The sequence below is a fragment of the Psychrobacter sp. CAM01 genome, assembly GCF_032842965.1.
Taxonomy (GTDB): domain Bacteria; phylum Pseudomonadota; class Gammaproteobacteria; order Pseudomonadales; family Moraxellaceae; genus Psychrobacter; species Psychrobacter celer.
On record NZ_JAWJBL010000003.1, the window covers coordinates 1 to 21840 of the forward strand.

General features: G+C 48.5%; 18 protein-coding genes. 8 read left to right on the forward strand and 10 right to left on the reverse strand.

Annotated features, from left to right (window positions below):
• Positions 1-491: 491 nt before the first annotated feature.
• Positions 492-1154, reverse strand: coding sequence for a DNA glycosylase (locus R0I52_RS01200; RefSeq protein WP_243456383.1), 663 nt, complete (start codon positions 1152-1154; stop codon positions 492-494).
• A 446-nt stretch (positions 1155-1600) separates the two neighbouring features.
• Here R0I52_RS01200 and upp point away from each other — a divergent pair, with 446 nt between their 5' ends.
• Complete coding sequence (upp, locus tag R0I52_RS01205) at positions 1601-2248, forward strand: uracil phosphoribosyltransferase (RefSeq protein ID WP_317052815.1); 648 nt, start codon at positions 1601-1603, stop codon at positions 2246-2248.
• 74 nt (positions 2249-2322) lie between these two features.
• Positions 2323-3075 (forward strand): SDR family NAD(P)-dependent oxidoreductase, encoded by a 753-nt coding sequence (locus R0I52_RS01210; protein WP_317052816.1) that lies wholly within the window; start codon positions 2323-2325, stop codon positions 3073-3075.
• Between the two features lie 24 nt (positions 3076-3099).
• Here R0I52_RS01210 and R0I52_RS01215 read toward each other — a convergent pair whose 3' ends face one another.
• A complete protein-coding gene (locus R0I52_RS01215) occupies positions 3100-3750 on the reverse strand; it encodes a hypothetical protein (protein WP_317052817.1) in 651 nt (216 codons plus the stop codon).
• A 187-nt stretch (positions 3751-3937) separates the two neighbouring features.
• On the opposite strand from R0I52_RS01215, the gene R0I52_RS01220 reads away from it, so the two are divergent.
• A complete protein-coding gene (locus R0I52_RS01220; protein WP_317052818.1) occupies positions 3938-4915 on the forward strand; it encodes an alpha/beta hydrolase in 978 nt (325 codons plus the stop codon).
• Between the two features lie 80 nt (positions 4916-4995).
• Here R0I52_RS01220 and R0I52_RS01225 read toward each other — a convergent pair whose 3' ends face one another.
• A complete protein-coding gene (locus R0I52_RS01225; protein WP_317052819.1) occupies positions 4996-5226 on the reverse strand; it encodes a DUF1653 domain-containing protein in 231 nt (76 codons plus the stop codon).
• 263 nt (positions 5227-5489) lie between these two features.
• Complete coding sequence (gene tyrS / locus R0I52_RS01230; protein WP_317052820.1) at positions 5490-6701, reverse strand: tyrosine--tRNA ligase; 1212 nt, start codon at positions 6699-6701, stop codon at positions 5490-5492.
• 239 nt (positions 6702-6940) lie between these two features.
• On the opposite strand from tyrS, the gene R0I52_RS01235 reads away from it, so the two are divergent.
• From R0I52_RS01235 to R0I52_RS01245, 3 genes are all read left to right on the forward strand, one after another.
• Entirely contained in the window at positions 6941-8326 is a 1386-nt protein-coding gene (locus R0I52_RS01235; protein WP_317052821.1) for an anhydro-N-acetylmuramic acid kinase, read from the forward strand.
• Positions 8327-8529: 203 nt separating this feature from the next.
• Entirely contained in the window at positions 8530-9801 is a 1272-nt protein-coding gene (gene fabF, locus R0I52_RS01240; protein ID WP_317052880.1) for a beta-ketoacyl-ACP synthase II, read from the forward strand.
• 124 nt (positions 9802-9925) lie between these two features.
• Positions 9926-10768, forward strand: coding sequence for a hypothetical protein (locus R0I52_RS01245; RefSeq protein ID WP_317052822.1), 843 nt, complete (start codon positions 9926-9928; stop codon positions 10766-10768).
• 222 nt (positions 10769-10990) lie between these two features.
• Here the strand turns inward: R0I52_RS01245 and R0I52_RS01250 are convergent, their stop codons facing one another.
• The 5 genes from R0I52_RS01250 to R0I52_RS01270 form a co-directional block, all read right to left on the reverse strand.
• Complete coding sequence (locus tag R0I52_RS01250) at positions 10991-12808, reverse strand: aminopeptidase P family protein (protein WP_317052823.1); 1818 nt, start codon at positions 12806-12808, stop codon at positions 10991-10993.
• Between the two features lie 418 nt (positions 12809-13226).
• Positions 13227-14789, reverse strand: a complete 1563-nt coding sequence (locus R0I52_RS01255; RefSeq protein ID WP_317052824.1) for a peptide MFS transporter — start codon at positions 14787-14789, stop codon at positions 13227-13229.
• Positions 14790-15232: 443 nt separating this feature from the next.
• On the reverse strand, positions 15233-15658 hold the full coding sequence (locus tag R0I52_RS01260) for a hypothetical protein (RefSeq protein WP_317052825.1): 426 nt from the start codon (positions 15656-15658) through the stop codon (positions 15233-15235).
• 180 nt (positions 15659-15838) lie between these two features.
• Positions 15839-17413, reverse strand: a complete 1575-nt coding sequence (gene lnt, locus R0I52_RS01265; RefSeq protein WP_317052826.1) for an apolipoprotein N-acyltransferase — start codon at positions 17411-17413, stop codon at positions 15839-15841.
• Between the two features lie 350 nt (positions 17414-17763).
• Positions 17764-18663, reverse strand: coding sequence for an HlyC/CorC family transporter (locus R0I52_RS01270; RefSeq protein WP_317052827.1), 900 nt, complete (start codon positions 18661-18663; stop codon positions 17764-17766).
• Positions 18664-19018: 355 nt separating this feature from the next.
• Here R0I52_RS01270 and R0I52_RS01275 point away from each other — a divergent pair, with 355 nt between their 5' ends.
• Complete coding sequence (locus tag R0I52_RS01275) at positions 19019-20197, forward strand: DUF4105 domain-containing protein (RefSeq protein WP_317052828.1); 1179 nt, start codon at positions 19019-19021, stop codon at positions 20195-20197.
• Between the two features lie 47 nt (positions 20198-20244).
• On the opposite strand, the gene R0I52_RS01280 is transcribed toward R0I52_RS01275, so the two are convergent.
• The gene (locus R0I52_RS01280) at positions 20245-20718 is read right to left on the reverse strand and encodes a YcgN family cysteine cluster protein (RefSeq protein WP_317052881.1); all 474 of its coding nucleotides are present in this window, start codon (positions 20716-20718) and stop codon (positions 20245-20247) included.
• 267 nt (positions 20719-20985) lie between these two features.
• Between R0I52_RS01280 and R0I52_RS01285 the strand changes: the two genes are divergently transcribed.
• Positions 20986-21723, forward strand: a complete 738-nt coding sequence (locus tag R0I52_RS01285; protein WP_317052829.1) for a dienelactone hydrolase family protein — start codon at positions 20986-20988, stop codon at positions 21721-21723.
• Positions 21724-21840: the final 117 nt, after the last annotated feature.

Genomic DNA, 21840 nt, shown 5'->3' on the forward strand with positions numbered 1-21840 from the left:
TCTAGCGAGCCGACTATCATATCATAACGATTTGGTTTGTCAAGCTTTTTATCTAATTTGTTTCTCAAGGTTCGCTGCGTTGTTACTATGTAATTCACCCTAGTAATGCTTAGCTCGTCCTGATGAGGTGCGTATTATAGACGCTTTATTTGGTAAGTCAAGAACTAATTTAGTTTATTTTAAACTAGTTGGTTAGACTAGGATTTTAGAATGGTGATTCATTGTTTAAATGAGTCATTCTTTAATCGGCCTTCCCTTTCGACTGGGTGGCATTATACGCGTATTTGGGTGGGGGTCAAGGGGACTGGCTTATTAATTAAGAGATTATTTGGCATGATGATTGATACTTGATATATATCAAACAGTTAACAGGAAAAATAATTTACCGTAATCTCAATTTCTCTACTTTAATCTCAATTACCTTACTTTAGCGTTTAGCCACCTCGGTTCCTCAGACGACATTATTCTATCTATGCTTCTTTATATATCCTTTATAGCTTGCCTATTTTTTCAAAAAAAGCTTTATAAGCGGCGATTTTTTTGTCTAGCGCCAAAGGATAAGCGCGCGAGGTAGAGGGCAGACGATATAAAGTCAGCTCTTTGACGGCAGTGTCTTTGTCATGATGCTGCCATTGATAAGGATACTGCATGCTTTGATTGGTCTTCGGGTGCTTGGACTTGGCGGGTGGCTCCGCTAGTAGGCTTAGCAAAACCTCAGTTGCTTTGCCGCCGGTGGTAAAGAGCGTCTTAACCTTTGGTACTTGCGGCAAGATATTATCTAAATCCACTGGGGTGACGACAGTTAGGTGTTTGTCCGATGCATTTCCGGTCTCACGAATGGCTTGCTTTACCGTCGGGCATGAGGCAATACCACGGTCAAACAAAAAGTCGCGAATACGCTCAGGATCAAAACGCTTTTCGCCCTCTACTCTAAAATAATCAATATCGTCGAAAAAAACGCCGCCATAAATACGCCACATGTCATTATAGAAGTTTGGATAGTGAAAGCGCATTGCCCATTTATCAGCGGTCGGTGGAAACGTGCCCATCATCATTACACTGGCATTTGCAGGCAGTACTGGGGCAAACGGATGGGTTTCTACTTCTAAAGCATCGTCTTTTGACAATGCTGCGTCGATTTCTGTATGAGACATGGGGTTTTGGGTGCTAGTTGGTTGATTGGTCATAAGATTCTTCATCAAAAAAGCGGTTTTTTTGGTATCATAGCAGGCCTAAACACTACTTCACCGACCCTGACGTCATATAGCCATCCATAATAGTAAAACATAGTCGATTTAATACAACATAGCATCCTCATTGATGCGCTCAATACGTGGCCGCTTACTATAGCAACTCAACTTTATTGGTGATATTTTGCTTGGTAAGCATGTTGTGATAAGTCTATATATGTCGCCATTTATGTAGTCAAAGAGAATCGTACTGTCAAGAGGTAAAAGCTCTAGGCGCGGTTGTTAGGTAGGCTAAGCTTACTATGGATGCGCTAAAGGCGGAGTAACGTGTGGTAAGTGTTTGTATCTTTTATACTAATGGCAACCGCAGCGACTGCGCAAGCATCAGACCCAAAACCAAGAGAGTACTTATGAGTGACTTAAAAATTACTGTAATCGATCATCCGCTAGTCCGTCATAAACTCAGCCTAATGCGCGAAAAAGACTGTAGCACTTATAAATTTCGCACATTAACCAAAGAGCTTGCGCGCTTGATGGCGTACGAAGCAAGTCGTGATTTCGAAATTGAGACCTTCCCAATGGAAGGCTGGTGTGGTGAAATCACAGGTGAGCAAATCATCGGCAAGACGGCAACCATCGTACCTATCTTACGTGCCGGCATTGGCATGCTAGACGGGGTGCTCGATTTGATTCCTACGGCCAAAATCTCTGTCGTCGGCTTACAACGTGACGAAGAGACCTTGCAGCCTGTGCCTTTTTTTGAAAAGTTCGTCAGCCACATGGACAAGCGCCCTGCTCTGATCATTGACCCAATGCTAGCCACAGGCGGCTCGATGGTTGCAACCATTGAGATGCTAAAGAAAAACGGCTGTACCAATATCAAGGCGTTGGTATTGGTAGCGGCTCCTGAAGGGGTACGTTTGGTCAACGAAGCGCATCCTGATGTGACCATCTTTACAGCAGCACTAGATAGCCACTTAGATGAGCAAGGCTATATCATCCCAGGTCTTGGCGATGCAGGCGACAAAATCTTTGGTAAACAGCTATTTAATAGATAAGCGCAAGCTGCCACAAAGCAGCGCACCACTCATATCACAAAAGCCACATACGATATCAATTATAAGGACATAACATGAACGTATTGATCACAGGAGCAAGTGCAGGGTTTGGTAAGGCGCTGGCAGAGCGTTTGGTCGCAGGCGGTCACCAAGTGATCGGTTGTGCCAGACGCCGCGATAAGCTTGATGCACTGGCAACTACATTGGGCGAGGCATTTTTGCCGGTGGTCATGGATATCAGTGACACAGCGTCTATCCCGCAAATCATTGCTGACTTGCCGGCTGGTTTTCAGCACATCGATGTCTTGGTAAATAACGCTGGGCTAGCGCTCGGCACCGAGCCTGCCCATGAGGCAGATCTCAATGATTGGATGCGTATGATAGATACCAATATCAAAGGTCTGGTGGCGCTGACCCACGCTATACTACCTGCGATGGTGGCGCGGGATAGCGGTTATGTCATCAATGTCGGCTCTATCGCTGGCAGTTGGCCGTATTTTGGCGGTAATGTCTATGGTGCGACCAAAGCCTTTATCAAACAGTTTAGCTTAAATCTGCGCGCAGACTTAGTCGGCACGCAGGTGCGCGTCACCAATCTTGAGCCAGGTAATGTCGCGGGCACTGAGTTTTCGAACGTGCGCTATCATGGCGATGACGAAAAAGCTGCCAAAGTCTATGACGGCTTTAAAACCATGACCGGTGAAGATATCGGCGATATTTTATTGTGGTTGATTGAATCGCCCGCCCATATCAATGTCAATCGCTTAGAAGTGATGCCAGTGGCGCAAACTTATAATGGTCTGACCATTGCGAAGCAAGGCTGTTAAAAGCTTAGCCGGCCATTTTGCTCTCTAACGTAACTCATAAGACCGAAGCAATATAGTCTCATCTATGTTGCTTCTTTTTTTGGGTTGAATCTGGGTTTCTTTGACCAGCGTCAACTGCTGAAAGTCCAAAACCAGCACTTCATTTCGGAGGCGCTCACTGGTGCGCTTATTATGGCGAATAGGAAACCCTAAGAGGTGTTTGCCAATGATGGTTAGCTGATTGACTACTGTCTGTGCAGGTTGCTCAGCACGGCTCCTTGGCTGCGCATCGATGATAGCAGTCGCAGGATTGACCGTGGTGGTTAGCAGCTTGGTTTGTCGTACCTGCTTTGGTATATCACCTGCAAAAAACAGCACTTGCCCCAGCGGTAAATACTGCGCATGCCGCGTCAGCTCACGGCGAAATAATGCGGGCATATCGGTATTAAAGCTGTCCTCGCTTTGCCGATAAAAAGCGGTAAAGTTCCGATGCAGGTAGCGGCCAAACACACTGCTATTGATCCAGTCTTGATACACTTCATTGGCTAATAACTGTTGTGTAAAATCCCGAGCATCAGGCATGCTCTCTGCGCTTAGCATCGCGACTAGTAGCGCCTGCGGGGTTGCAAAAGTTTGCTGCTGCCAGCGCTGTGGATACAAACCACTATCAAGCAAGGCTAACGTCGATTTGCTCATACCCTCTCCCTTTATGTCACTGATGATCATTGATCGGCCGCTCATTCCTTAACCTGCTCGCCACTATTACCGCTAGGCATTTTTTATGCTAAGGTCAGTTTAATTGTTTTAATATAGCAGGGTTTTATCAGTGGCAAAACGTTTGCGCCAGCGCGATGCCCTGCTCCGCAACAAGGTATCATGCCTGATGAAAACCAACCTATTTGCCGTACCGCGCCCTGCTTTGTTCAATCAGTATCAGCTACATACAAAAAACATCGAGGTGGCAAAAGATACGCTGCTGCCCATGTCAGTAATCGGCCACGGCAAGCCGGTGCTACTGCTCCATGCGTACGGGATGGATGCACGTGAGTTTTTGCCATTTATCCTGCCTTTGCTCGGTCACTATACGTTTTATCTGCCACATTTACGCGGGTTTGGTGCCGCAAAGGATGTCGAGTTGAGTGAATTTGACTTTTTGCGGCAATACGCCGATGACCTCCATGTCGTCATTGAGCAGATTTGTTTGGCACGCAACATAGACGCATTGCCCGTCGCCGCCATCTCGATGGGTGCACAAGTGATGTGGGCGTATTTTTCGCGTTATGGCAGCGCAAGAGTCAGTCGTTATTTAAACATCGACCAAAGCCCTGCGATTCATAACCAGCCTGACTGGCAAGGCGGTTTGTTTGGTGCGCGGCAGCGCGAGGTGTTTGCAGTCTTTCATGAGGTGGTGAATATGACGCTGCCGTATATTCAGCTCGAGAGCTTTACCCACCTGCCCTTTGCACTCAAGCGCCGCGTCACTGATGTCGAGCGGCAGTTTTCCTTACTATCCGTCAACCGCAGACGCTCAAAAGCGTTTATACAAGCGATGACTTATAAGAACGATCCTAAGCTTGCTCTCTATGACCACCGCATTTGGCAGCATAAGATGCGCTGTTTGCAAGCATACTTAAATCTGGAGTACGATTTTCGGGCGGTGATAGAAAAAGTTACTACTCCAGTCGTGAACTTAATCGGCGGTCGCTCACAGCTCTATAACGCTAAGTGGCAACAGCAGGTGACGCGGATGCTACCCAATGCCACAGAGATTGTATTGCCGCACTCTGGCCATGCGATACCGATGGATGAGCCGATTGGCTTTTATAAAGCATTGAAGGGATTTTTGGAAAATGAGCTATAGGCGATATGGTAAAAATCTGGGTCAAAAACCCAGCCCACGACAGCGTCTCTTAAGCTTCTATTCAAGATTTCTATTTCAAACTAATCAGTCAACGCTTTAATCAGCTCAAATCTCGGTATTTCTTTGCCATCACGCATCACAGTTTCAGCAAACATCGCAAGCGGACGTGCCCATACGCGGTACTCACCGTATAGACAACGATAAACGACTAGTAGCTCTTCGGTTTCTGAATGCTGCGCGGTATGCAAGACTTGGTAGAGATTGCCTTTATAATGACGGTAGATGCCTTGAGGGATTGTATTGTCTGTCATCTGCATGTCCTAGTATGTCGCCAAATTATCCTAACAAAAAATAAGGCCGACCATCATGTCGACCTTGTTTTAAATATCAATCGTTTATCCCAGTGCCTTGTTTTCAGTGACTTGTTTCCAGCCACTTATAGTCAGTTGAAAACAAAACTGTCATCATTTCCAAAGCGCGACTGTGATGAATTTTGCGCAGCCTCTGTGTATACAGCACGCAAGGAAAATTTATACCAGTAGCGCTATAACATTTTTAAATTGAATCTACTATATTAGGCCACCGTCACTTTCGCATAGGCTTTTTTACCCGCTTGGATAACCACTGTCTGACCTGAGGTTAAGCTAAAGCCGGCATCAACGACTTCGCCATCGACTTTTACCGCGCCGCGTTTGACCATGTCTTTGGCTGCTGAGTTGTTTTTGGCGAGGGCTGCTTGGTTCAATATCTGTGTGATAAATAACGCGTCTGCGCCTTCTAGCTCCAACGTCACCTCTGGCAGGTCAACTGGCAGCTCGCCATCAGCAAGTACGTTGCCCGCTGACTTGTGCGCATTAGCAGCAGCATCCGCATCATGGAAGCGCTCGATCAACTCTTCGGCCAAGATACGTTTGATCTCTTGTGGATTGCGACCGTTTTCCATCTCTGTCATCAATGCTTCAACTTCTTCCATCGGCTTAAAGCTTAAAAATTCAAAGTAGCGGCGGATTAAGGTATCTGGCATCGACAGCAGTTTTTGGTACATGGTGCCTGGGGCATCATAGATACCGACGTAGTTACCAAGAGATTTTGACATCTTATTGACGCCGTCTAGCCCTTCTAAAATCGGCACCGTGATACACACTTGCGGCTCTTGACCATAGCGACCTTGTAGGGTGCGACCCATTAGGATGTTAAAGGTTTGGTCGGTACCGCCAAGCTCGACGTCAGCTTTGAGCGCGATTGAGTCATAGCCTTGCACCAATGGGTACAAAAACTCATGAATGGCAATCGGCGTTTGCGCCGCGTAGCGTTTGGAAAAATCATCACGCTCTAGCATACGCGAGACTGTCAACTGGCTTGATAGCTGAATCATGTCCCCTGCCGACATGTCGTTGAACCACTCAGAGTTAAAAACAATCTTGGTTTTTTCTTTATCCAAAATCTTAAAGACTTGCTCAGCATAGGTTTGCGCGTTGATTTTGATTTGCTCGTCACTGAGTGGCGGACGCGTGGTGTTTTTACCAGAGGGGTCACCAATCTTGGCGGTATAGTCCCCGATGAGAAAATAAATCTCATGACCCAAGTCTTGGAAGTGCTTGAGTTTATTAATCAATACCGTATGTCCCAAGTGCAGGTCAGGCGCGGTAGGATCAAAACCCGCCTTGATACGCAGCGGACGACCCAGTTTTAGCTTGGCAATCAAATCCTCTTCTGAAAGGATTTCTTGCGTACCGCGCTGAATCAGGGCCAGTTGTTCTTCTAGAGTGTGGGTTTGAGTGGTCATGATGCTCTCTTTATTGTCTTTATTAAAAGGGTGACGCGTTTGGACGAATGCTCCCGAATGCCAAAATACGATTAGCGGCGTCAAATTCGTTTAGTCTACTAGATATAGCATCTGCTCTATTTAGTACCTGCACTCGTTTTTCTTGCTACTCTATTTTTGCAAACGGGATTGGCGTTTCGTAGCCAGTAAAAGATGTTAGAATTTGAGGGATATACTAGCGTTTTTTAAGGTAAATTGCCATGGCCAACCCTATCCAGACCAAGAATGATGCAGAAAGTAATCAGATTTTAGCAGCTGACCTTTTAACCGCTGACGAAAGTGCCCATTATGCATCGCTCACTGATGCGCTAGAGCAAACGGTGTTTGAAAGCTTTGATGACGGTCTATATATCGGCATGATGTCTGGCACCAGCTTGGATGGGATGGACGCGGTGCTTTGTCAGTTTGCCGCCGACATGAGTCATGAAGAGCAGCCGATGCAGCTTTTAGCCACTTATAGCCAAGACTTCCCGCCGCGCCTGCGCGAGGTGCTGCTCGCTCTGTGTCAGCCTAATGGTATTCAAGCGTTGACGCCGAGCGCTGGTGAGCCAAACAACCAGCCAAATAGCGAGCTGGACTGGTTTGGCTGGGCGAGCAAAGCCTATGGCGAGTTTGCCAGCGAGGTGGTCAATAATTTATTGCAGCAGTCAAATACCGATAGCGAGTCGGTGTTGGCGATTGGCTGTCATGGCCAGACGGTACGCCATCGCCCACAAATGGGTTTTAGCCTGCAATTGGTCGATGCCAATATCATCGCTGAGCGCACGGGTATCAGTGTGATCAGCGACTTTCGTCGCCGTGATATGGCGGTTGGCGGGCAAGGCGCGCCCTTGGTGCCAGCGTTTCATCAGGCATTATTTGCTGATCCTGATAGTACGCGCGTGTTATTAAACTTAGGCGGTATTGCCAATATCACCGTCTTACCCGCCAGTGACCATACTGACAACGATCATGCGGACAATGATTATACTGATAGTGATACGCTTGATAATCATGGCCGTGTCGTTGGCTATGACACTGGCCCTGCCAACTTATTGCTTGATGCGTGGACCGCGCTACATACCGACAATGATTATGACGCAGGCGGTGCTTGGGCTCAGTCTGGCCAAGTAATAGAGCCGCTCCTAAATCAGCTGCTAGAGCATCCGTTTTTTGCCAGATCTTGTCCTAAGAGCACAGGGCGTGAGGAGTTCAACCTAGAATGGCTACAAGAGGAGCTACAAAGGTTTGATCAAGCATCGGCTCATATTCGTTACTCGTCCGCTGATGTACAAGCGACCTTAACCGAGCTGACGGCCATTAGCGCCAGCGCGCAGATTCATCTGTTTGTACAGTCTCATAAAAACAGCGCGGTGTATGTCTGCGGCGGCGGCGCGCTAAATGATTACCTGATGACACGCTTGCAAGCACACCTGCCCCATTGTCATGTCACTACAACCGCAAGCTTAGGTCTGGATCCAGCTTGGGTAGAGTCAATGGCCTTTGCCTGGCTGGCACGGCAAACCTTGATGGGCGAAACCGGCAATCTGCCTGCGGTAACAGGCGCCAAAAAGGGCGTGGTATTGGGTCAGGTATGTTTTGCCTAGTGGGTCAAATTTTAGTTTACATACGTACACTTATGTGTTTTATAATGACGGTTAAAATACCTTCTTTTTAGGATCGCACGTACAGGATATATCGCATGAGCCAACATAGCAGTTCACCGAACGCGCAAGCCGCCCCTTCTAATGCTGGCACTACCCAGCAAACACCGCGCCAAAAGCCGCCACATTACCAGCGCCCAGATGAGATGCGTGTCGTGGTCACGGGTATGGGCGCTATCACGCCACTTGGCCTCGATGTCGATAGCTCATGGGCCAAGCTCATCAATGGCGAGAGTGGTATTACCCCTATCAGCCATTTTGATGCCACTGACTACCGTGCGCAAATCGCTGGAGTAATCAAAGACTTCGATGCCAAACAATACATGAACGCCAAAGACGCGCGCCGCTATGATGAGTTTATGCATTATGGTGTGGCGGCCTCAGCCATGGCGTTAAAAGATGCGGGATTCATCGATGAGGTGAGCGCGACGGACGCGCCGGTACAAGGCGTCGACGCTGAGCGATTTGGTATCATCTTAGGCTCAGGCATCGGAGGTATTCAGACCATCGAAAACAGCCGCGATACCCTACGCGAAAAAGGTGCTGGGAGAGTATCGCCTTTTATTATCCCAGGCTCGATCGTCAATATGGCCGCAGGATTGGTTGCGATCAAACATACCCTAAAAGGCCCAAACCTCGCCACTTCGACTGCGTGTACCACTGCCACGCATGCGATGGGACTCGCGGCACGCTTGATCGCTTATGGCGATGCGGATGTGATGCTCGCTGGAGGTAGCGAAAAAGGCTCAAGTCCACTTGGCATGGCAGGGTTTGGGGCGATGCATGCGCTCTCTACACGCAATGACGAACCAACCAAAGCCTCGCGGCCATTTGATAAAGACCGTGATGGTTTTGTGCTCGGCGATGGCGCAGGGGTGGTGGTACTCGAAAGCCTCGCTCACGCCAAAGCACGCGGCGCTACGATATTGGCCGAGCTGGTCGGTTTTGGCATGAGCGACGATGCCAGCCATATCACCGCGCCCCCAGAAGACGGTAGCGGTGCCGCTCGCGCAATGAAGAACGCACTCAGTGACGCGGGCATCGAGCCTGACGCAGTGGGCTATGTCAACGCTCATGGCACCAGCACCCCCGCCGGCGATGTCGCGGAGTCCATCGCTATCGAAACCGTCTTTGCGCCTGTCAAAGACAGCATTTTGGTCAGCTCAACCAAATCAATGACAGGCCACCTATTAGGCGCAGCTGGCGGTATCGAGGCCATCTTTACCGTTCGCGCGCTGCAGCAGCAGCATGTACCACCAACCATCAACCTAGACAATGTCGAGGACAACTGTAACCTCGATTATGTCGCGCACCAATCCCGCAAAGTGGACAATTTACAATATGCCGTGTCCAACAGCTTTGGTTTTGGCGGTACCAATGGCTCTTTGATATTTGCCCGTTGGCCTGTCAACGTCTAAATACGACCGCCTCTTACGGCGCGTTGTAACCTTGGTGTCAGATTTGCTACGTTTGTGCACTTGCAGCCCCTTATCGTACTTGCGTATGATAAGGGGTAATTTTTGTACATTTATGGAAGATACCATGTCAAGCTACTCATTTTCCCATCAGTTTTATCAGCGCTGGACGTGTGCTCCTGAGCCTGTACGCGCCGCCATCACCCAAGAGCTAAAAGACATCATCACCCTGCTACAGACCCAGACGCCGTTTGAAAGCTTTGTATTTAGCACGCCTGATCTGGACACTCATGTCGATGAGCTCTACGACAACCACGATGCCGAGCAGGCCATTGCAAAAGCCATCGCCGATAAGCAAGCGCAAGCGGATGCCAAAGCAAAACAAGAAAAAATAAAAGCAGCAGAAGACGCAAAACGACAAGAAGAGATAGCATCAAAGGCACAAACCGCACAAAAACAACCGCCACATAAGCCGGCAGCAACTGATAAAAAGAAAGAAAATAATAACCACCCAACCGCCCGTCAAGAGCCCAGCCAAAGCACCAAATCAGACGCGCCTGACACCGATAGTAAAACTGACACAGCGCAAGCTGGTATAGCAAAGACACAAAGTAATGAAGACGCTACCACCAGCGGCCAGCCGCAGACCGTCCACGCCCCTGAACGTAGCGGTGAGGAAGCGCAAACCACTCATGATGAAAACCATGATGCCAATGTCAACAAAGCGGTCAAAACGGTCAAAGCCATCAAAGATAAGGCCAGTACAGCCATCAAGCTGACACTAAAAGAGAATCAATCTAGCGCCGCGCATCAAGCGCTCATCCGTGAGCTTGAGGTGCAGATCGATGACTATCTCAGTGAGCAGATGATGCTAATGTCAGAAAATCTCAAATCATGGCTCCATGCTGAAGTGGCACAGCAGTTGGGTGAGAAAGAGGCTTTGGATCAGCCTGTCGTTAACCCTCAATAAAAAGAGTACGGCTATGCCAGCGTGCTACTGGCTTGGTTTTATAGTGGTTTGGGTATAGGGTATTGAATGTTGGCTATAAGCCCAACAAAGATAGCCCAGGACTATAGATATCGGCTGATAATTTCAACAAATAAGCCCCGTAAATGTTTACGGGGCTTATTTGTTGGGCGTCTACCAGCGTGTGCTCATTTTATAAATAAGGACACGCCCTAAGGCTGTCGATTAAATCGCTTGGGTGCGCTCAGTTAGCCAATCAAGCGCCGAGCCTTCGACTCGATCTTTTAGCTCAGCATAAACTTGACGATGGTAGTCGTTTAGCCACTCAACCTCTACTTGATCGAGCAATGATTTATCAAGCAAACGGGTATCAATTGGGCAATAAGTGACGGTTTCGAAGTGTAAAAATTCACCAAACTCACTCTCGGTAGGGTTCGCAACTGGGGTGTTGACCACCAAGTTTTCGATACGAATACCCCATTTACCTTCGCGGTATAGACCTGGCTCATTACTGGAGATCATACCTGATTTCATGGCGCGCTCTTTTGGCGTACTGGCACTATAAGCAATGACTTGCGGGCCTTCATGGACGTTTAAGAAGTAGCCAACGCCATGCCCAGTACCATGACCGTAGTCCATCTGTGCTTGCCACAATGGCGCACGGCAGATCGCATCGATGAGTGGTGAGGCAATACCATCAGGGAAGCTTGCACGCGCTAAAGCAATATGGGCTTTTAGTACCGTGGTAAAGTCGCGCTTGTGTTCATCGCTGACTTGCCCGATACCGACGACGCGAGTGATATCGGTGGTACCGTTTTGGTACTGCGCCCCTGAGTCGATCAGTAACAATCCACCCTCACCCTCAGCGACATCAAGGTAGCTGAACTTTTCTGGCGTTGCTCGATAATGTGGTAGTGCACCGTTTTCATTAAAGCCTGCAATCGTCGGAAAGCTCGGCGAAACATAATGCGGCTGCTGACTACGCACCTCAATCAGCATACTATCGACGTCCAGCTCACTCAGACGCTCGCCGTTTGCTAAACACTGCTCAAACGTGGCAAAAAACTCACACAAGGCCGCACCATCTTGGCGCATGGCTTCACGGACATGCTCGATATCGGCATCGGACTTGACAGATTTGAGTAATGTGCTGGGGGCGATTTGCTCAATAAAGCCCACATCATCGGCCATCTTTGATAGCGTACCCACCGCCACTTTATTTGGGTCTAGCAGCAGTAAATCCTCTGGAGTCAGGGCGCTCAAGGCGTCTTGTACTGCGTCATAATCAGCAAGCGTGATACCGCTGTCTTCTAGGGCTTTTGCGATATCGCTGCTGACTTTGCTGTTATCGACAAACAATGTCGCACTGTCTGCACTGATGAGCATATGCGCCAAAAACACGGGGTTATAATCGACATCGCTGCCGCGCAGATTGGTCAGCCAAGCGATGTCATCTAAGCTTGAGAGTAGATGGTGAGTCGCGCCAGCCTCCTGCATCCCTGAGCGTACCGCAGCAAGCTTATCGGTCGCAGACTGCGCCACAAACTGCGCATCATGCTGGTATAGCTTCGCTGATGGCAATGCTGGACGATCTGTCCAAACCTCTGTCAGTACGTCACGCTCGGTGATGAGGGTGATGTCATTGGCATCAAACGCATCTAACAGCTTGTCTTGCTCCGCGATAGACAACACATTACCATCGACCGCCACACTATCGCCTTCTGCTAAATGCGTCGCCAACCAATCGATATGGTTTGGCTGAGCTGGTGCCAGTTTTTCTAAGCTGATACCTGTACCCTCCAGCTGGGCGGCGGCATGTACCCAATAGCGGCTGTCCGTCCACAGGCCCGCAAAATCGGCGGTGACCACTAGAGTACCGACAGAGCCTGTAAACCCTGACAACCACAAACGCGCCTGCCAATACTCTGGTAGATACTCTGATAAATGCGGATCCGCTGACGGTACGATGATGGCCGTTAGGTCTTTGGCGGCCATGCGCTCCCGTAAACTTGCGATACGATCATGAATGTGTTGTTTATTCATTAAAATTTTCCTTATGGGTTTTGAAGACAGTGATCAAGCGAGGTTGTATTAAAAAATACGACGACGCGGCGACTATGGATAGTCGTCTTATTGGCGCGGGTAAATGAGTAAGCGCGCATTGAATCGTGTTGAATGATCAATAGCAATTGATGCAAATACTGACCATGCAGAAGTGATAAATAGCCAGATATTATTAAGATGTTTGGGCAGACGACAAGCTTTCAATACTGGAATAAAAAAATGCTTGAACAAAAATATGTCATGGCTTGAGCAAGACCTGTCACGGATAAAAACGATAAGACGTGCTACCAACCATGGTAACACGTCTCACCATCAGCCTATTTATTGATGCACGGACTTAGTGCTTGGCTATCCTGACCATTTGCTCAAACGCATCCGCTAACTTTTTTGGTGTCGTTTAGCTGACATGATCGGACTGTTCGCTATTTTTGAGCATGGTACTGATGGGTTTTGCTAATAGCAGCAACACCACAGCAGTGACAACCAAAAACACCGTCATCGTGGTAAATAGCGTTGGCAAGCCTTCAATCTTGTCCGCTGAGACATGACCACCGAAAAACGCGGCAACCAAGTTACCCATGGCGACAGAAGCAAAAAACAGCCCCATCATCTGACCTTGCATACCTTTTGGCGCAAGTTTGGTCATCGATGACAATCCTACTGGACTCAGAGCCAGCTCGCCAAGCGTCAACAGCAACAAGCTACCGACCAGCCATAAGGGGGATGCTAGGCCAGTCTCATTGGTCAAAATATTTTTTGAGGCGATAATCATCAAGCCAAAACCTGCCGCAGTAATCAACATACCAAGCGCAAACTTGACCATACTATTTGGCTCGATACCCCTATTACCCAGCTTGACCCAAAGAATACTGACAATAGGAGCGAGTAATAAAATAAACAGCGGGTTTAGCGACTGAAACCAAATACTTGGTATCTCAAACCCTAAGACATTAAGGTCGGTATAGCGATCAGCAAATAAGTTAAATGAGGTCGGCTGCTGCTCAAAACTTGACCAAAACAGCGTCGAGCCGATAATCAAAATAAAGCAAATCAACAAACGCAGCTTATCGGTTTTATCAAGGCGCGGTGAGACAAACATCACGGCAAAATAACCAATCACCACGGCAGCGATGATATAGGTCATATACTCTGCGACCATGCTTGCCTCAAACGGCATGATACCGGTGGCGACCAGCACAATCACAGCCACCAATAACGCCACAAACCCAGCGACCCAGCGTCCGATATTATGATAGCGATCGTTAGAGCGCTCCCACTCAGCACTGATACCTTTGGCTTTGGCATAATGGGTCAATGTTTTTTGGGCAGAAAAACGATAGATAAGTAGCGAGATGAGCATCCCCAAACCACCGACCCCAAAGCCGACATGCCACATGCCCTTTTCTTTAAATATCCCAACGATCAGCGCGGCCAATAACGCGCCGATATTGATACCCATATAAAACAAGGTAAAACCACTATCACGGCGCACATCACCTTTGGTATATAGCGCCCCGACCATCACCGAAATACAGGTCTTAAATAACCCTGAGCCCAAAACAATACAGATCAGACCGACGAAAAACAGCGTCATACCAAACATCGCCGAAAGCGCGATACATAAGTGACCAAGGGCAATGATGACACTACCCCACCACAGCGCGCGCTCTTGTCCGAGCCAGTTGTCTGCCAGCCAGCCGCCAGGGACGGCCGCCAAATACAATGAGCCAGCAAAGATACCATAGATAGCAGAAGCGGTGACTTCATCAAACCCAAAACCACCACTGCCTACCGTCGCCACCATAAACAATACCAATAGCGGGCGAATACTATAATAAGAAAACCGCTCCCACATCTCCGTAAAAAATAACGGACGCAGCGGCTTTGGATGCCCCATAAAACCGTTTTCTAGCGATTCTAATTCAGCGGCACTCACCCCTGAACTTGCTTCTTTGCTCATAAAATTATTCCTTTAAAGACCACTTTAATAATGACCAAACCCCTATTTATTCAGATAAGCGGTCATATAGGAGCAATATTGTTTCACCTGTCTATCGGCAAGTAAAGAATTAATTGGTCAATAATTACACAATGGCTCACAAAAAAAATCGCCCTCAGTAGCTGAGAGCGAGTATTTGTGGCATTGCCAAAAGACAAATATCAGTCATTATGACAAGATAACGATCCTGTCAAAATGAGAAAAAAACAGCCCGTGTCTAGGGCGTGTTCTCAATTCAATCGACAGCCATCTAAATGGGCTAAAAATGGCTAAATCTGGCCAAACGGTGTCAAATAGCTGACTAATATCTCGATATTATCTGCGCTATTTTCCTTGTTTGACGGCGATTTATCTTATTTTTATCGCCATTTTTAAAATGAGGAAACGCCCTAAGCAAAAACACATTATTGTGCGACGGTTTCACCTGCTTCCACGTCGCCATCCGCTTGCTCTGCGGTCAAATCAGCATCGGCAACCGCCGCTTGGCTGACCGTACCAGAGGCAGTGGCGGTGCCTGCTTCCGCTGCTACCACGGTGCTATCTGCATCCGCTGGCGTCACAGTCGCATCTGCCGCTGGCGTAGGGGCGGCCGCTTCTGCTGTTTCCGCTGGGGCTGCATCGTCCTGAGCCTCTGCACTGGCCGCCGCTACTGGCGCTGCGTCATCAGCGGCGACTGCAGCTTCGGTCGTCTCAGCAGTGATATGCTCGCCCGCTGGACGCAAAAATCCAGAAATACCGATAAGTAAGACAATACCTAAAAACAAGGCTGTGCCGACTAGAGCATATAACAGCTCTTTTTTTGGGTTGTTATTGACGATACCTTCTGACATATCTTATCCACCTTGCACAAAATATTTGAAATATTGACCCATTATATCGCAATTTATAGCGATTTGTTAAAACCCTTAAGTATTTAAAGGATTTATTATGGGCAGTTTTTTTCCACGACTTGAGCGCCTTAGCGTTATTATTTGCTTTAATGGCACATCAACGACGAAGCAACAGCAAAACTACTTACCCAAGCGCGCTCTTGTCGTTGCCCGTTTGCCCAGATAACTCAATAACAGCAGCAGCGCCACCACAAACAAGACAGGATAATGACCAACACGCATAAACGGTGTGTTGCCTGTCCGCGCTTGCACATCACCCCGCAATACGGTGCGCTCAAACTGCGGGGCGCGCTCAACGATACGGCCTTTATGATCGATGATGGCGGTGACACCGGTGTTGGTCGCACGCATAAACCAGCGGCCATTTTCGAGCGCGCGCATTTGTACCATCTGTAGGTGCTGTAGCGGGCCTGCCGAAGTACCAAACCACGCATCGTTTGAGATGGTCAATAAAAAGTCTGTACCGATGGCGTTTTTGCGCGTGGTATCAGGATAGGCCACTTCATAGCAGATGGCAGCGCCCAAATTGTGCCCACGCACCTGTAGCGGCGACTGCGCCTCACTGCCGCGACTATAGCTCATAATCTCTTGACTACCTGCAAGGTTTGGCAAAATATCGAGCAGCCCTTCAAATGGAATATACTCACCAAATGGCACCAAGCGCTGTTTTTTGTACAGTCCTTCTGCCTCTGCACCCAGCGCAATCACGCTGTTATAAAATGGCGGATACTTATCTTGAGCTTCATCAAATGCCGCTTCATCCTTATAAGGAATACCGGTCACCCATGTGGTATTGGTGGCTTTGGCCATTTTGACCATCTCATTGATAAAGCCGATCGCATCGGTCTGAAACATCGGAATCGACGACTCAGGCCACAAGATAATATCACGCCCCCACTCACTGCGGGTCAACGTGGCATAAATCTTGAGCGTCTCTATTTGATACTCGGTCAGCCATTTTAAATCTTGCGGAATATTACCCTGAATCAATGACACCGACACATCAGGGGTGCCTTTGGGTTTGGTCCACTGCGGGTTTAGTAGCCACAATAGTGTGCTGAGCGCTAGCAGGGCAATCGAAGCCACCATATAACCTGCACGGCGACGCAGTAGCTCGACTAAGCTGGCTGCCAATAATACCGCCACGAAAGACACTGCAAACACCCCTGCCACTGGCGCAAGTGACGACAGCCAATACTGCTCTGTGAAGGCGTAACCGACAAACAACCACGGAAAGCCAGTAAATAACCACGTCTTCAGCCACTCTTGCAGCACCCAAAGCGCGGTAAAAGACAGTGGCTGCTTGCCGACCATCTTATTAAACACCAGCCCTAAAAAGCCATGGAACAAGCCCATGCCCAGACCCATCAGAGCAATCATAATCAAGGCAAGCCACGCTGGCGTATCGCCGTACACATGAATGGAAGTGTAGAGCCAAAACGCCCCCACGCACCACAAGCCTGTACCGTAAGCTTGGCCGATCAAAAACGCCCGTTTGCCGCTCATCTGTGGCATCAATAAGGCGTACAATATCGCAGGCGATAGCAGTGCTAGCGGCCAGATGTTATAAGGCGCAAGTGCAAAGATAAACACGGCCCCTGCCAACCACGCAATCAATACTGTCAGTGCCATGGGTAAGCCCTTTGGCTTATCGGCATTGAGACGTTTTTGTAAATCATGAGTAGACAGGCGCATAGCAGTTATCCAGAACCATATTTTTTAAAATAGTAAGCATTCACTTAGCGACGCTTAAATAAAAAGATAAAAAACCAAGCTTGGTCAAAGACCAATCTCGATAAGCGTTCAGTAAAGACTCAGTAAATAAACCCGCCCATGATACCAGCCTACAGCAATTAATGGGTAAAATTGCGTCGCAAAAGCCCACGACAAGACACAAAAAAACACGACCGCAATCGTGTTTTGTTATCTATAGACTGGTATGAGGCGGCGCAACGGTGCTGTCAAAAGTCTCCTAGTAGCACGCCTAACTTTATAACCATTTTATTATAAACTGACCCTATACCGATGAAGCGGCTCATCATCGATCAATGACTGCCAATCAATACCTGCTGATCGGCGTTCATATTGGTCAGCTCTAAGCTATGAATAAAACGCCCTTCGACATCGGTAATGGTGATTTTCCAGTCATCTATTATGACGCTCTCGCCTTCTAAGTCGCCCACATAGCCGAGCGTCTGCATGACAAGGCCGCCCATGGTGTCGACATCGGTATCATCAAAATGGGTGCCAAGCTCATCATTACAGTCTTCGATGACCGTCGAGGCCTGTACACGCCAAGTATGCGGTTTATCAGGATCAGCGATAATGTTATTGATATCACTGTCTTCATCAAAGTCATCATGCTCATCGACGATATCGCCGACGATCTCCTCGAGTAAATCCTCCATGGTGACCACCCCTGCAAAGTTGCCAAACTCATCGACGACGATTGCCATGTGCACTTGGGTACGCTGCAGTGAGCGCAGCAGCGTGTCAGAGCGCGCCGTTTCGCTGATATATAGTGGCTGCCGCACCAGATCTCTGAGACGCTTGCTGTCGATTTTGTCTTCTTGATCGCGCACCATGTGCACTAAGATAGGAATCAAATCTTTGGCAAGCAAGATACCGATGACCGCATCATCGTCTTGGCTATCAAATACTGGGTAACGCGAGTGGGTGGTGTCGAGGATGATATCCATCACCTCAGCCAGACTTGCGCTTTCGTGCAGGCCGATCACTTGCGGGCGCGGCGTCATAATCTCGCGGACTTGAGTGGCAGGCAGATCGAGCACGCCTTCTAACATATCGACAGTATCAGGCTCTAAAAACTGACGAGAGTCCTGTACCAAACGAATCAATTCATCACGGGTTTCGGGGGCGGTCGATAGCCAGCGTTTTAAGCCGCGCATCGACCAACTACTCGGGCTGGGAGTGTCGTCAGACATGATGATGTGGTTTAACCTCTTTAGTTAATAACAATGAGAACAGCAAAAAACCTAGATGGGGATAGAAATAACAAATAAAACAGCCGTGTTATGATTAGGCCATCACAACCACGGCCAAATAATACCTATAAATAGACCAGCCTAAATTAGCTTCACTTTATCGCATGGCTCACCGACATTCAACGATAAATTCACGCAAATTGTATTGTCAGTGTGTTATAAACTTTGCTATGGTCAAAGCCTTTATTTATCAATAATAAACGCCATGTCCTTACGCTCGTTTTTTTCTCGTTTACGCCGATTCTGTCCAACTAGCCTGCCGCGCTCTCATGGTACAAGCGGTCACGGCCAAACAATGACGGACGCCACACACCCTAAAAAAAAGACATGGCGCTATTATCTTGTCCAGTTGTGTATCATCACCGCGCTGTTATTATCGGCGCTGTGGTTGCTATTAGCGATTTGGTATCAGTTTGGCGTGCGCTCGCTCGTCACTTGGCTGGCAACCATCGTCATCGTTTGCCTGCTGGCAGCCTTGCTACGTAGCCGTTACCAGCACTCATCCCAGCACCATACCATCATAAAAAAACCGGTCAGCACTTGGCTTATGGGCATGTACGCTGCGACTTGGTGCCTCGGGGTTGGCTGGTTTTTTTCTATCGAAGCCAAGCAGCAGCGCGACTGGATGGCAGAGGTCAGCCAGCAAGTATCCTATGAGCGAGACGCGAGCAACCCTAATATAATCACCTTCAAAAATGTACGCAATTTTGACTGGCATACCGATACAGACGCCACCGAGCGCTGGGACACCCGCACCATTGATATGTCCAAACTCTCGGGCGTCGATGTCACCAACTCATACTGGATGGGGCCACTGATTGCTCATACCTTGGTCAGCTTTCGCTTTGAGGATGACAGACCGCTTGCCTTCTCATTTGAGATTCGTAAAGAAGCAGGCGAGTCTTTTTCGGCGCTGGCTGGGTTTTTTCGGCGTTATGAGCTTAGTCTCATCGCCGCAGAAGAGCGCGATATCATCTATGCACGCAGCAATGCTCGCGGCGAACAGGTGTATCTGTTTCCTATCAGCCACCTCCAAAAACACGAGGTCAAGTCGTTGTTTGAGTCCTATCTCACTGCGGCCGATGAGCTAAACGCCAAACCCACTTGGTACAACACGTTGATTAGCAACTGTACCAATATTATTTTTTATATGGCGCGTATCGTCAGTGGCGAGCGTTTGCCATGGGATTATCGAATTTGGGTATCGGGGTGGCTGCCAAACTATTTATACGACGTCGGTATGCTCGACGCCAAGCCCAACAGCGGCGCGCAGAATTGGTCGATGGATACTTGGTACGAGCGCACTCACATCAACCCAAAAGTGCGTGATTTTGATAATTTAGCAGGCAACAGCACAGTCAATAGCCGCGAGTTCTCCAAGCAGATTCGTCAGGATATTCCTATCCCGCCATTGGCTGACTCAAAAGCGGCAGCTGAAGCCAAAGCACAATCTGCGGCGCAGGCCGCGCCATAAACTCACTACTCGCCATAAACTAACGATAAAAGACTAAATGGATACCGCTAGGGCTGTACCCATGTCACCACCCGCTCTTCCATCTCTTCATCTGTCATACCAACCTCAGAGACACAGCGCCCTGCCACCCCGACATTGGCTGCGCGCATCTGCTGCTCGGTGCGCGCCGCATCGCCAGTCAACAACAAATGCCAGCTTGGCAGCTCCTGCCCTTTATACAAGCGTTTATAGGCGCAGTGTGATGGTAGCCACATCATGTTTGGCAGGTTTTCCATCGTAAGCTGAATACAGTCTGGCACGTACTCTTGACGCGTGGCATAGTGCTGACAATGACCCGTCGCACAGTCCATCAGCTGACAGGTCACATCGGTATACTCAACCAACGCTTCGGCATCATCATCATCGATATATTTGATCAGGCAGCAGCTACCGCAGCCATCACACAAAGCCTCCCACTCAGGATGCGTCAGCTCTGATAAGGAAAATCGCGACCAAAACTGCGGCCGTAAAGTAGCCGCCAGCTCACCATTATTATCGGCAAACAGGCTTGTATTGGCGGGCACAACAGTCTTTGGCGCTGGTTGCGGCGTCGGTGACGAGCCAGCTTGTGATTGTTGGCTGTCGGCAAGTTGGTTGAGCAAATTGAGTGTCATAAAAGTGCAGTAGCATTTTGATAAAGAGCGTTACAGTATTATAGCTGTTTTTGCGAAGCATGGGCGTTAAGGTACTAAAAGTAAGAAAAACGATTTACTATAAATAAAATTCATAACATAAAAAGGGACAGCACTATGTCAATTAAGACGTTTGAACTTATCAGCACCACCAAAAATGGCGTCGAGCTCATCAGCTATGTGGCGCTGCCAGAAGACGCATCGGAAGAAAACCCAGCGGCTGGCATCTTGGTCGCACCAGAATGGTGGGGCGTGGTCGATCATCCAAAATCTGTGGTCGAGCGTCTGGCAAAAGCAGGCTATGCAGCGGTGGCAATGGATGTCTACGGTGAAGGTAAGTTGACCAGCGATGCGGCAATGGCAAACATGTGGATGGAGCAAGTACTCGCGGATCAAGACATGCTGATGGATCGCTGTCGCCTTATCCTCAATGATTTTAGCGATCAGTTGGCCGTTGATGGTAGCAACTTAGGCGCGATTGGCTACTGTTTCGGTGGTAAAGTCGTGCTTGATATGGCGCGCGATGGTATGCCACTAAAAGCTGTCGCAACATTCCACGGCAACCCATCAGCAAAACAGGCTGCGGACAAAAACTTTACCGCCAAAGTCTTGGTCGCGCATGGCCGCGATGATTCGATGGTATCGATGGAGGCGATAGAAGGTCTAAAATCTGAGCTGGATGCGGCCGATGTCGACTACACCATCGATGTGTATGACAATGCCAAGCACGGCTTTACCAACCCCCATGCCGATGAGCGCGCAGCCAAAAACGACGTCGATCTCGGCTACAACGAAGCTGCCGCCAAGCAAAGCTGGGATAATATGCTTGAGTTTATGAAAAGTAACTTAGCATAGACGGCTATCATGAGAAGGCCACTATCATAGGGCTTTTATAAAACCTATATAAACCGAAAAAAGAGCCGCTTATGAATCAGCGGCTCTTTTTTTGGTTAAGCAGCTTTAGGTACATGA